The organism is Rhodobacteraceae bacterium M385 (assembly GCA_025141835.1).
Lineage (GTDB): Bacteria > Pseudomonadota > Alphaproteobacteria > Rhodobacterales > Rhodobacteraceae > Gymnodinialimonas.
On the sequence record CP081102.1, the window covers coordinates 3,563,191 to 3,575,385 of the forward strand.

General features: G+C 61.3%; 11 protein-coding genes. 2 read left to right on the top strand and 9 right to left on the bottom strand.

Annotated features, from left to right (window positions below):
• Positions 1-31: 31 nt before the first annotated feature.
• Positions 32-1,075 carry a LacI family transcriptional regulator gene (locus K3728_17470; GenBank protein UWQ95441.1) on the top strand — a complete coding sequence of 348 codons (1,044 nt, stop codon included), beginning with the start codon at positions 32-34 and terminating at the stop codon, positions 1,073-1,075.
• Here K3728_17470 and K3728_17475 read toward each other — a convergent pair.
• From K3728_17475 to K3728_17515, 9 genes are all read right to left on the bottom strand, one after another.
• A complete protein-coding gene (locus K3728_17475; GenBank protein UWQ95442.1) occupies positions 1,054-2,574 on the bottom strand; it encodes an aldehyde dehydrogenase family protein in 1,521 nt (506 codons plus the stop codon). The genes K3728_17470 and K3728_17475 overlap by 22 nt on opposite strands.
• A gap of 3 nt (positions 2,575-2,577) precedes the next feature.
• A complete protein-coding gene (locus K3728_17480; protein ID UWQ95443.1) occupies positions 2,578-3,342 on the bottom strand; it encodes an enoyl-CoA hydratase/isomerase family protein in 765 nt (254 codons plus the stop codon).
• Positions 3,339-4,910, bottom strand: a complete 1,572-nt coding sequence (locus K3728_17485; protein UWQ95444.1) for an acyl CoA:acetate/3-ketoacid CoA transferase — start codon at positions 4,908-4,910, stop codon at positions 3,339-3,341. Before K3728_17485 ends, K3728_17480 begins: the two co-directional genes overlap by 4 nt.
• 1 nt (position 4,911) lies before the next feature.
• Positions 4,912-5,907 carry a Gfo/Idh/MocA family oxidoreductase gene (locus K3728_17490; GenBank protein UWQ97610.1) on the bottom strand — a complete coding sequence of 332 codons (996 nt, stop codon included), beginning with the start codon at positions 5,905-5,907 and terminating at the stop codon, positions 4,912-4,914.
• Between the two features lie 83 nt (positions 5,908-5,990).
• Positions 5,991-7,064 (bottom strand): sn-glycerol-3-phosphate ABC transporter ATP-binding protein UgpC, encoded by a 1,074-nt coding sequence (gene ugpC, locus K3728_17495; protein ID UWQ95445.1) that lies wholly within the window; start codon positions 7,062-7,064, stop codon positions 5,991-5,993.
• Positions 7,065-7,107: 43 nt separating this feature from the next.
• Positions 7,108-8,544, bottom strand: a complete 1,437-nt coding sequence (locus K3728_17500; GenBank protein ID UWQ95446.1) for a carbohydrate ABC transporter permease — start codon at positions 8,542-8,544, stop codon at positions 7,108-7,110.
• Positions 8,541-9,602, bottom strand: coding sequence for a sugar ABC transporter permease (locus tag K3728_17505; GenBank protein ID UWQ95447.1), 1,062 nt, complete (start codon positions 9,600-9,602; stop codon positions 8,541-8,543). Before K3728_17505 ends, K3728_17500 begins: the two co-directional genes overlap by 4 nt.
• Positions 9,603-9,623: 21 nt before the next feature.
• A complete protein-coding gene (locus K3728_17510) occupies positions 9,624-10,892 on the bottom strand; it encodes an extracellular solute-binding protein (protein ID UWQ95448.1) in 1,269 nt (422 codons plus the stop codon).
• A 278-nt stretch (positions 10,893-11,170) separates the two neighbouring features.
• Positions 11,171-11,608 carry a MarR family winged helix-turn-helix transcriptional regulator gene (locus K3728_17515; GenBank protein ID UWQ95449.1) on the bottom strand — a complete coding sequence of 146 codons (438 nt, stop codon included), beginning with the start codon at positions 11,606-11,608 and terminating at the stop codon, positions 11,171-11,173.
• A gap of 256 nt (positions 11,609-11,864) precedes the next feature.
• On the opposite strand from K3728_17515, the gene K3728_17520 reads away from it, so the two are divergent.
• Positions 11,865-12,044 carry a hypothetical protein gene (locus K3728_17520; protein ID UWQ95450.1) on the top strand — a complete coding sequence of 60 codons (180 nt, stop codon included), beginning with the start codon at positions 11,865-11,867 and terminating at the stop codon, positions 12,042-12,044.
• Positions 12,045-12,195 lie beyond the last annotated feature (151 nt).

The following is a 12,195-nucleotide window of genomic DNA, read 5'->3' on the forward strand; positions in this document are numbered from 1 at the left end:
GCGGGATGCAACCTTTGGACGCCCCTTCGCGATGAATCGAGATATCGGCCTGACACAGACCGGCGACAAGCCGACGCTGCGCTCTTTGGCCGAGGCCACTGGCTTCTCTGTGGCGACGATTTCTCGGGCTTTGGCGGACGATCCGCGAATCGCGGCGAAGACCCGGGCCACCGTAGCACAGGCAGCAGCCGACGCGGGGTATGTCCCCGACCGTGCCGCGCGACGCTTGCGCACCGGGCGCACCCAAGTTGTGACCTTGTTGCTGAACACCGAGCACGAATTCCTTGGCTTCACCCATGAATTTCTGGCCGGCATGACGGACGCATTGCGCGGCACCGGTTATTCCGTGAACGTGGTGCCCGACCATGTGGGCGAAGACCGCCTGGCCCCGGTCCGCAATATCCTGCGCAACCAGCTTGCCGATGGCATCTTGTTCACCCGGACCGAGGCATTTGACCCCCGCGTCCGGATGCTGATGGAGGCGGATTTTCCCTTCGTCTGTCATGGTCGAACCGAGTTCACGGCGCCCCATCCCTACGTAGATTTCGATAACGAGGCCTTCGCTCGAACCGCCGTTGAGAGGCTGGTCGCCAAGGGCCGTACCCGCCTGTCGATGATTTTGCCGGAAGACCGTTTCACCTTCACCCAACACCTGCGCTACGGCTTTCTGAGTGCCGTGCGCGAGGCGGGTGTTGATTATGAGATCATGGAAGGCGTGACCCTTGATAGCTCGTCCGAGGACATTGTGCGCGCCACCCGCGCAAGCCGCATGTCCGCCACGCCGCCCGATGGCTACGTTTGCGTGGGCGAGGTGACGGCCCTTGTGACCCTGTCGGCCCTGTCTGACAGCGGCGCGGTTCTGGGGCGCGATGCGGATATTTTCGCCAAACGCGCCTCTCCGATCTTTGACAACATCCGCCCGCGCATCGATTCTGTCTTTGAGGACCTGCGCATGACCGGCCATAAAATGTCCGAGATGCTTTTGCACCGCATGGCGGGCAAACCTTCGGACGGGCTGACGCATCTGCTGATGCCGGAGTTCGAACAATCCGGTCACCCCACAACCCAAGGCTGACGGGTGTCACCAATGCGCATTTGCACGGTTTTGACCTCTAGGAATTCTTCCAGGCCGTAGCGCCCCAGCTCTCGGCCCTGCCCGCTTTCCTTGACGCCACCGAAGGGCATTTCCGGAAAACCGTCCATCCAGGTGTTGGTCCAAACCGTCCCCGCCTGCACCCTTCTGGCAAAGGAAAGGCAGGTGGTCATATCCCTGGACCACACGCCCGCGGACAAGCCATAAGCGGCGTCATTGCAAAGGTTTAGTGCCTCATCAAGGGTTTTGAAGGTCAGCACGGACAGGACCGGGCCAAAGACCTCATCGCGGGCGATGGCCATATCTGGGCGCAGGTTGGTGACGACCGTGGGCTGGTAGAATTGCGGGCCGACGCCGTCCACAGCCAACGCCGCGCCGCCTATGGCGACGGTCGCCCCTTCGGCCACGGCGTCCTGCACATAGCCGTCGATCTTCGCCATATGCTCGGGCGAAATGATCGCGCCAACTTGCGTCGCTTCGTCCAGCGGATCGCCAAAGGGAACGCGGCGCGACAAGGCGACGACCTTAGCCGTCAATTCCGCGGCCACGTCCTCATGAACGATGATCCGAGAACCGGAATTGCAGCATTCGCCCGCGTTGAAATAGACGCCGAAGGTGATGGCATCGGCGGCTTGGTCCAAGTCCGCGTCGGGGAAAATCACCTGCGGGTTCTTACCGCCCAATTCCAGCGAGACTTTCTTCAACGTCCCCGATGCCGCCGCGCTAATGCGCTTGCCCACCCCGGTGGAGCCGGTGAAGCTGACCATATCGACGCGGGCGTCGGTCGAAAGCACCTCTCCCACCGGGTCACCGAAGCCCAGAACGATGTTCGCAACGCCTGCGGGCAAGCCCGCCTCGATCAGCAATTCTCCAAGGATGCAGGTGGTTGAAGGTGTCAACTCAGACGGTTTGATGACCGCCGTGCAGCCCGCGGCCAAGGCAAAGGGCAGCTTTTGCGACACGATCAAAAAAGGGAAGTTCCAAGGGGTTATCATCGACACGACGCCGATGGGTTCTTTCAGGACGACGCCCAACATATCCGGCCCAAGGGCGTTATGGCTATCGCCGTAGACCATCCGTGCAAGGCTGGCCGCGTAGCGCCAAAGGTCCGCTGCACCGCCGATTTCGGCTTTGGCTTGGCTGATCGGCTTGCCAGATTCCAAAGTTTCCAACAGGGCGATGCGGTCCAGATCCCGTTCGATCAGATCAGCGACCTTCAACAGGATCGCCGCGCGGGACGCCCCGCTGGAAAACGCCCAATTGCCCGCATCAAACGTGGCCCGCGCCGCCGCTATCGCGGCTTCGGCCTCGGCCGCGCTGCCTTCGGCGGCGGTGCTGACGTGGGTGCCGTGGGCCGGAGAGTGTCGTTCCGACACGGCCCCATCGGCACTGTCGCGCCATTCACCGTCAATCAGATGCCGCCCCGTGAAAGGCGCAGGCATCGCCGCCCCGGCGGAGGGGATAATCGTCATCTTCGTCATGGGTTATGTCCCTCGGAAATCGGGTGTGCGTTTCTCGGCGAAGGCGGTGACGCCCTCGTCCCTATCGTCGGTTGCGCCGGCCATGCCGCCGCCCAACGCCTCAATCATCGCGTTTCGGTCTTCGCCGACAGCCGCGTGGATTTGGTATTTTGCAATCTCTTGCGCACGCGGAGAGGCCGAGATCGTGGCCTTGGCGATGGCGACCGCCGTCGCAAGCGGCGTGTCGGACACTTCTGCAAAGCCAAGGGCTTCTGCTTTGTCTGCGGTCACTCGGCGGCCAAACAGCGCCATGTCTTTCACCACGGGCTCGGGCAGCAACCGCAACAGGCGCGTACAACCGCCCCAACCGGGCACGATGCCCACTTGCGCTTCTGGCAAGCCCAAGGTCACGTTTGGGCCCATGATCCTCAGGTCAGCGCAGGCAGCCAATTCCAGCCCACCGCCGAAAGCATGGCCTTCCAGCACGGCGATTGTCGGCATAGATAGCCGTGCTAAACGGTCATAGATGCGGTGGCCTTCACGCACCCAAAGGCGGGCAAACTGCGGGGGCGACAGCGCCCCCCAAGCCGCGATATCGGCCCCGGCACAAAAGGCGCGATCGCCCTTGGCGGTGATCAGGACGCAGCGCACGATGGGCGAGGTTTCAAGGGTCGCGCAGGCGGCCTCCAGCTCTTGCAGCATTGGGGCGGTGAACGCGTTCAACTTGGCTGGATTGTCCAGCGTGATCCGGGCGATGGCCCCGTCGATGGAAAGATGTACGGCACTCATAATGCGATCCCCATGGGCGCGTCTTGCAGCAACGAAAGCGGCAAGGTTTTCGCGTCGTCCGCCACGCTCACACGGCCCTCGCTGGCGGCGATGATGTCGCGGTTCGGGTCGATGCCCGGCATGATCTCGGTCGCGATCAGGCCACTGTCACCCAGAACCATGACGCACCGCTCGGTGACATAAAGCACCTCTGCCCCTCGTGCCCTTGCTCGGCGGCCTGCAAAGGTCACATGCTCCACCGCCTCCACCATCTTGGTGAACTTGCCGGGTTTGGAGACATGCAGGCCGGTGTCGGTGACTTCCAACTGAGCGCCAGCCTCAAAATAGCCGCTGAACACGATCTTTCGGGCATTCGCGGTGATATCCACGAACCCGCCGCAGCCCGCTGTGAGGTAAGGCTTTTTCCCGAGTTTGGAGACGTTGACGTTGCCATCCACATCCACCTCCATGAACGACAGAAAGGATACGTCGAACCCGCCGCCCTGGAAGTAGCTAAACTGCTGCGGGGACGGCACAAACGCATCGGCGTTCGAGGCGCAGCCAAAGGCGAACCCGGTCAGGGGCATCCCGCCGACGGCGCCTTGTTCGATGGCCCAAGTGACGGCGTCATGGGCGCCTTCTTCCAGCAGAACACGGGGCACCATGGCCGAGATGCCGAAGCCGAGGTTGGCGGTCATGCCGCGCTTCAGCTCCATCGCGGCACGGCGGGCGATGATCTTTTCAACGCCGTGCTCTGCCAAGGCGAAGCTGTCCCACGGGCGCATGACCTCTCCGCTGATCGCGGGATCATAGGGGGTTTCCGTGGTCTGTTTCTGATCCGCGTCGACCACGATCATATCCACCATATGCCCCGGCACGTGCACATCGTGGGGCCGCAAGCTGCCCGCCGCTGTCACGCGCTTGACCTGCGCAATGACCAAACCGCCGTGGTTGCGCGTGGCAATCGCCTGATCCAACCCGCCCAGATACGCGCCTTCGTGTTCATAGGTCAGGTTGCCGTTTTCGTCGGCCGTGGTGGCGCGGATGATGGCCACATCAGGCACGATATTGGGGAAGTGCAGCCAGGTGTCGCCCGCGAAATCTACACGGCTCACGATTGGCGCGGCCTCGGCGCGGGCGTTCATGGCGCAGCCCTCGCGGATCGGGTCCACGAAGGTCTCTAGCCCCACTTGGGTCAACACGCCGGGACGGCGCGCGGCCACGTCGCGGTGCATGTCAAAGAGGATGCCCGAGGGCACGTTGTAGGCCGCAACGCGGTCCTCTACCACCATCTGCCAGATCGCGGGCATCGGCAGGGACGACGGCCCCGAGGGGTAGCTGCCGCCAATAATCCGCGCCAGCAAGCCGTCCTTGGCGATGTGGTCCACACCTTTCACGCCATACATGTCCCCCGCCGCGATGGGGTGTAGTGTCGTCAGGTTACGCGGGGCGCCCTCCGCATCGAACCGTGCGCCGATGGCTTGCAAAACCGCATCGGGGCAGCCGAGCGCAGAGCTGGAAGACACGGTCACCACCGCGCCGTCCTTGATCCGGGCGGCCGCTTGCGCTCCTGTGACAACCTTCGACATCTCAGACACCGCCGTAGTCAACGGCAGTACGCTGGCCGGTTTCGGCGGCCTTTGCGACAGCCTCCGCCACAGCAAGGGATTTGACCCCATCCACCCCATCAGCCGAGGGGCGGCCCTCACCGGCGCAGGCCTTGATGAAAAGGTTCACGGCACGGTCATAGAGGCCGTGGGTCGCGTATTCGACGGCTTGCTCCCCACCCTCAAACCGCAAGGTGACCTCGCCCACCGGCTGCTGCGTCATGACGCCCCGCGCGATGATCGAGCCTTCGGTGCCATGCACCTCGATCCCCGATCCGGCGAAGCGGTGAGTGAAGCTTTCGTGGGTATGCACCATCGCCCCCGAAGGCATGGACCAGACCGACATGGCGCTATCTTCCACCCCTTGCCCCATGCCGCTAGCGGTTTTCATGGCGACCACATCCACCGGGTCTTCGCCCAGATGGAAGCGCACGGTATCGGCGTCGTGGACGGTGATATCGGGGATGACGCCACCGCCAGCGGCGGGATTGTCGATGCGCCAGCCTTGCAGGTGGGGCGGCAGGTGGACGGCGTGGAAGACGCGCACGGACAAGACGGTGCCGATGCGGCCCGTTTCGATCAATTCGCGGATCGCCAGATGGCTGCCGGCGTTGCGCAGGTGGTGGTTGGTGCCAAAAGTAACGCCCGCCGCTTGCGCTGCGTTCACCATGGTCACGGCATCGGCGGCGCTCATCGCGAGAGGCTTTTCACACAGCACATGCTTGCCCGCCTTGATCGCGGCCATAGCCTGCGGCAGGTGCTTTTCGTTGGTGGTAGAGATGTAGACCGCATCGACGCCGTCCATTGCCGCGTCCAGATCCGTGACGCCTTTGCCGATGCCGTGCTCCGCCGCATAGCTTACGGCGCGATCCGCGTTAGAGCTGAGGACCGTTGCCGCCTCTCCACCCGAGGCACGGATGGCCCCGATCATATGCTCCGCCGCGATGGTGCTCGCTCCGATCAATCCCCAACGCATGATGTTCTCCCGACAAAATTGGAACGTTCCTATTGTGGAATAATTGGAACGTTCCACGAGCCATGTCAAGGCACAGTCAGGGCAGTTTAGGGGTTGGCGCAGCTTAGGCCCGTCTCAAGGTCGAACAGATGCGCGGCAGAGGCGTCAATCTCGACCTGAAGCGTGGTCTTGGCCTGAATATCCACCTGACCGGGAAGCTGCATGGCAAAATCATCCGATCCTGACACAGCCCCGTAAACGAAGGTCTCTGTGCCCAATTGCTCCACCGCGCGCACTTCCAGGGGCACGCCTTTGCCGTCGGCGGGGTTGGTATGGCTTGGGCGCACGCCCAGTTCCACCGTCTGACCGGGACGGGTGTTGAAACGGCTCTGGTCCAACGCCACAAACGCCCCGCCATCGGAGACGAACATGCCGTTCTCGCCCATCGCGCCGCGGATGAAGTTCATTTTGGGAGAACCGATGAAACCCGCCACAAAGCGGTTCGCAGGGGCGTTGAACAGCTCGAGCGGGGGGCCAAATTGTTCTAGGCGCCCCGCCCGCAACACGGCGATCTTGTCGGCCATGGTCATGGCTTCCACTTGGTCATGGGTCACGTAAACCATCGTGTTTCCAAGGCGTTGATGAAGTTCACTGATCTCGCCCCGTGTGGCGACGCGCAGTTCCGCGTCGAGGTTCGACAACGGCTCATCAAACAGGAACACGCGCGGCTCCCTTACCACGGCGCGACCGATCGCGACGCGCTGGCGCTGGCCGCCCGACAGTTGGCCGGGGCGGCGGTCGAGGTAGTCGTCGATTTGCAGCATGCGGGCGGCTTCACCGACGCGGGCGTCAATCTCGGCGCGGTCCATGCCGATGTTTTCCAGCCCGAACGACAGGTTATTGCGCACGGACATATGCGGATAAAGCGCGTAGCTTTGAAACACCATCGCCAGCCCGCGTTTGGAGGCGGGCACATTGTTGAGCACCTCATCATCAATGGCAATCTCGCCCGATGTGATCGGCTCCAGCCCCGCGATCATCCGCAAGAGCGTGGATTTCCCGCAGCCCGAGGGGCCGACGAAAACGCAGAACTCGCCGGATTTCACGGTGATATCGACGCCGTGGATGACCTCCACCTCGCCGTAGGCTTTCTTCACATTGCGCAGTTCTAACAGGGCCATGGTTTAACTTTCTATGCGCTATCGCTTCGCTACTTGAGCGCGCTCACTTCATGCCGGTATTCGCGATACCGGTGGTGATATATTTTTGGAGGAACACGAAAACGAGCGTCGTGGGGATCAGCGACACGACCGTCATCGCAAGACGGTAGTGTTCCTGGCTGATATGCTCGCCCCGGAATTCCAGCAGACACAGCTGGATGGTGTAGGCATCGGTATTGGTGGCGATGGCGACCATGGGAATAATCAGGTCATTCCAGCGCCAAATCACGCTAAGAATACCAAGCGCCGCGATAGCCGGAAGCGCCAAGGGCAACACGATCCGCCAGTAGACTTTCCATTCCGAGGCCGAGTCCATCCGCGCGGCCTCTAGCAGCTCATCGGGAATCGTCAGCATGTATTGACGCAGAAGGAACACGCCCGCGGGCGTGGCCGCGCCGGGGATGATAACCCCCCATATGCTGCCCGACAGACCTGTTGCGTTGATCGCCTTGAAGACCCCCACAAGGGTGATCGTGGCGGGCACCATCAGGGTCGCAAGGATCACCACAAGGAACAGGGTCTGGCCCTTGAAGGTGTATTTTGACAGCGCGAAAGCGGCCATGGAGTTGATAAGCAGCGTCATCAATGTGGCGATGACCGTGACAAGGACCGAGTTGGTGATGCAGGTCGCGAAGTCCACGTTGACGCCATAAGCGGTACCGGTCAGCGGCTCGATGTAATTGCCCCAAGAGGGCGCGATGGTACGGTTGGCGGTGACACTTTCCGCAGGCAGGCGCACGACTTGGCTGGCGTCGCCATTAACCGCACGACCGGGGAAGAAGGCAGAGGAGGCGTTAGGATTGGGGATCGCCCATTCCATGACCTCTCCGGTGTCAGGATGGGGCGCGGTCACAAGGGCTTGGGTGACGATGCGGTTGGGCTGATAGGGATCAACCCCCAGATATTCGAGGATCAACCGCGCCTGATCGGGAGAGAGCGACCCGGCGACAGCGTCCAGATCAAACGCCTCTCGCGCCTGCGGTGTCAGCGCGCTGTAGCGGTTCAGCCATTCTGGCAACCCCTCCTCGGCAATTTGCCTCCTCGCAGCTGCGGAGACTTGGCCGAGGTGCGAGCGTAGGGCGTAAAGTGGGTTGCCCTCAAAATCCGCCAGAAAGCCGCTCACATCTTCGGCAGCTTGTTCGTCGGCGCTCAGGTCCGACCAGTTCAGCACCCAATCGGGCAGATCCGCGATGATAAATATCTCTCGTCCATCGGGGCCATTCACGGTGGCCCGCGCCACACGGTCAAAGTCGCCGGGCAGTAGGGAAAGGTCTTGGCTTTCGATCTGGAACTGAGACTTGACGGAGTTCAGTCCAAGCCAAACCACGGGTACAAGGATGATCAGGAAGCCGAAAATCAGGTAGGCGTAGGACAGCCAATCAGTCCAACTCAGCTTGGCGCGCCCGTTGGTGCGCGACAGGAAGTCCCAGAGGGCGGTCATCGGGCGTTCCTTCCGCTGAGGAAGATTTGGATGATCGAGAAGATCGCCAACGCGCCCGCAACGATAAGCGACGCCGTGGCCGCAATGCCAAGCCCGTTGGGCGTCGGGTTCCCGCGCAGACCTGCGGTCTCGAAGATGTAGGCAACGATGGAGATCCAGCCGACCTGCATGGCATAAAGCTCCTCAAACGCTTGGAATGCCTTGATAAGCGACAAGACGGTGACGACCAGAAGCGTGGGCATCAACAGCGGCAGGGTGATCTTCCGCAACACGCGCCACGGGGAGGCGCCGTCCATCTCGGCGGCTTCATAAAGGTCCGAGGGGATCGCTTGCAGACCCGCCAGAAGGATCAGCATGTAGAAGCCCAGATGCGCCCATGTGAACACGAAAACGGACCAGAACATCGTCCACGCAGGGTCCACCAGCCATTGGATCGGCTCCTCGATCCAGCCCCATTCCATCAGGGTGATCGACAGCACGCCTTGGCGTTTCAAAATCAGCGTCCACAGGAAGCCGACTACGACAGGCGACAGCATGACGGGGTAAAAGAAGATCGAGCGCCACAAGCCACGGGCCACGATATCGCGGTTCAGCACCAGCGCGGTAATCAGCGAAAACAGCACCATGATCGGCACCTGAAAGATCACGAACACGCTTGTGTCCATGACGGCGCGGTAGAATTGGTCGTCCTCAAGATTTGGATTGCCGGTATCAATCTGCGTTTCAGCCAACAGACGTTGCCAGTTATCCGTGCCGGCAAAGGGGCGATCCGCGAAATTGATGGATTGGCCCTCGGTCACCGAGAAGCCCACGTTAATGAACAGCGGCGCGAAGGTGAAAACGCCGAAAACCAATAGGTTAGGAAGAAGAAAGAGATACGGCAGAGGCCCATGGCCGCGCATCTTTTGGGCCAGCTCGATCGGCCAGCCAAGAATGGCCATCGCCCGAGAGCCGAGAGTGCCGGAGGGGCGGGCAATGACCGCCCCCACGATTAGATAAACAAGGAAAGCCAAGGGCCAGGACGAACCTGCGAAGGCATTCTCAATCGCCGTCCACATCGGCCTGACCCTTACCTAGCCTTATTCCGCGATCTGCGCGGCGACGTCCGCGTCGATGGCTGCCAGAGCGTCCTCAAGGGTGGATTCACCGGTGATGACCTGCGTGATGTAGTCCGGCACAACGCCGTAGATCACGAAGTTCTGGGCGTAGCCTTGGAACGTAAAGGCCTGCGGTGTGGTTTCAGCCGCGGTGCCGATGGATGCCGCGAAGGTGGACAGCGCTTGCGCTACCGCCGGGTCCGCATCGCCATAATCAACGCCAGATGCCTGAAGGCCCGCGTGCGCCGTGATGGAGGAGGTTTCAGCCGCGAAACGGGCGGTGTTTTCCTCGGACGCGAAGTGGGCGATCAGGCCCGCTGCTGCCTCGGGCACATCGGTAGAGTTGAACGCCACAATGCCCGCGCCGCCAGGCATAGCGCCACAGCCGCCAGGACCGCAGGGCGCAGGGACGGCGCGCCACTCAAAGTCCGTGATGTTCTCAGCGTAGTTACCGATCATCCAAGACCCCGACATATGCATCGCAACGGAGCCAGACAGGAACAGAGGTGCCGCGTTGCGGTAGGCCGTGCCGGTGCCAGCGGGCCAACCGTCGGCGGGCATCAGGCCGCTTTCGTGCCAACCCACAAAGGTTTCCGCGTAGGTGGCGAAACCTTCATCCACAAGGATCGGAGCGCCGCTTTCGTCAAAGAAAGCAGCACCATAGGAGAACGCAGGCCCCGCCCAACGATGCGCGGTGCGGTCCATTGCGAAGGCCGCATCCATGCCGAGTGTTTCTTGCACTTCGCCAAGGGCAACCATCCATTCATCCCATGTGGCGCCGTTGCCGGGGATGTCTACGCCTGCGTCATCGAACATGGTGACGTTGATGAAAGGGCCGGTAACTGTCAGCTCGGTCGGCCAACCGTAGATACCGTTATCCTCACCGCCGGGGGCGCGATACCAAGGCAGAACCGCACCGTAGGCGGCCTCCATATAGTCAGCGTCCACATAGGGCGTCAGGTCCAAATAATACTGGTTCAAACCGCCCAAGTTAGTCACACGGGCCACGTCAGGTGCGGCGTCTGTTTGCAACTGGTTTTCCAACTGGTCGCGGACGATTTCGTAACCGACAACTTCCATCGTTACCGTGTGGCCCGAGGCAGCCTCATAATCGGCGGCAATCGCGCCAAGAACGTCGCATTCGTTGCCATTTTGGTAGCAAAGGAAGCTAACTTCATCAGCAGAAGCCGTGCCCGCCGCCATCAAGGCAGTCGCAGCACAAGTAAGCCGCAGTGTGTGCAGTTTGGTCATTGGAATCCTCCCATAGAGTCCATCTGGTGGTACTGTATTCTTAGTCTTTTGCGTGACGATAGAAGACATGCGCGGCCCCCGTCCACAGGTTATCGAAGCGCCTATTTTTGAGGCGCAAGGCGGAGCGTGACGCAGATATAACAATCCCCCCATTCAGGGCCGTTTGGCTCAGCAGAGAGGCTTCAGGGGTATATCAATGGTATATCAATTTGATTTCAACGATTTTGCGCATAGGGCCTATTTTCCGCCGATTTCGCCCAAACGCGATTCGTCCGCGCCTAGAGGTCGGGTTTTGACAGCACCAAAAGCGCGCGGCGCAGGGCGTCCATTTCGGCGGGATCAAGACGCGCCACCAGCTTCGCATCGAAGCCTTCTGCGGCGCGGCACAAATCCTCGAACGCGGTGTTTCCGGCCGGAGTCAGGGACAGAACCTCGATCCGGCGATCGGCGTCACTGGGGCGACGGGTCAGGAAGCGTTTCTCGGTCAATGCAGCCACCGCACGGCTGACCTTGGTTTTGTGGATCGAGGCCCGTTCGCAAATCTGCTTTGCCGATAGCTCGCCGTAGCATCCCAGATGAAACAACACCCGCCATTCGGTCCGCAACATCCCGTAACGCGACCGGTAGTAGGCCTGAAATTCCCGGCTCGATGCCTCGGCCGCTTGGTTCAGCAGGTAGGGAAGGAATCGCGACGGGTGGAAGGCTTGCTCGGTCATGGGAATGGATTACCAGCAGATCGGTTTAAAGGCGACTGCCCGCGGCCAAGGCGCTGCACGGGCAGCAAATGGAGGCACCCCAGCGAAACAAGGACCACTCGGGACAATTTTAGTCGGAGTGTCGTGGAAAGTCTCAATTTCCCCAAATCCAATCACAGTTTTGACCCAGCCTAGGCCCCGTTTGCGCCATCTGAATGATGGAGAAAGGCTTAACGCCGCGCAAAGAGCGGCCCGTACCCAAACAAGGAGACACAGAATGTTGGAAACAACAGATTACACCGCGCCACTGCCCGTCTTTCCGGCAATGGAAATGACCGAAGTGGCGAACACCGCCAAGCCCGCGCCCACGCACGGACCCTATGATTGGGCCGCGGATGCCTACGGCGCAGATAGCTTCGTTTTCCGCGCCCCTGCAAAAGCGGTGGCCGGACAGTAAAAAGGCGCCGGCCCGCATCCGGGCCAACGCCTGTTTTTAATCCGCTACTGCCTGACGGCTGCTTGAGCGGGGTTGTTTATACGCTACCGCCTTCGGCTGCTTGAGCGTTTTCTATGCGCTACCGCCTGACGGCTGCTTGAGCACCTTTTTA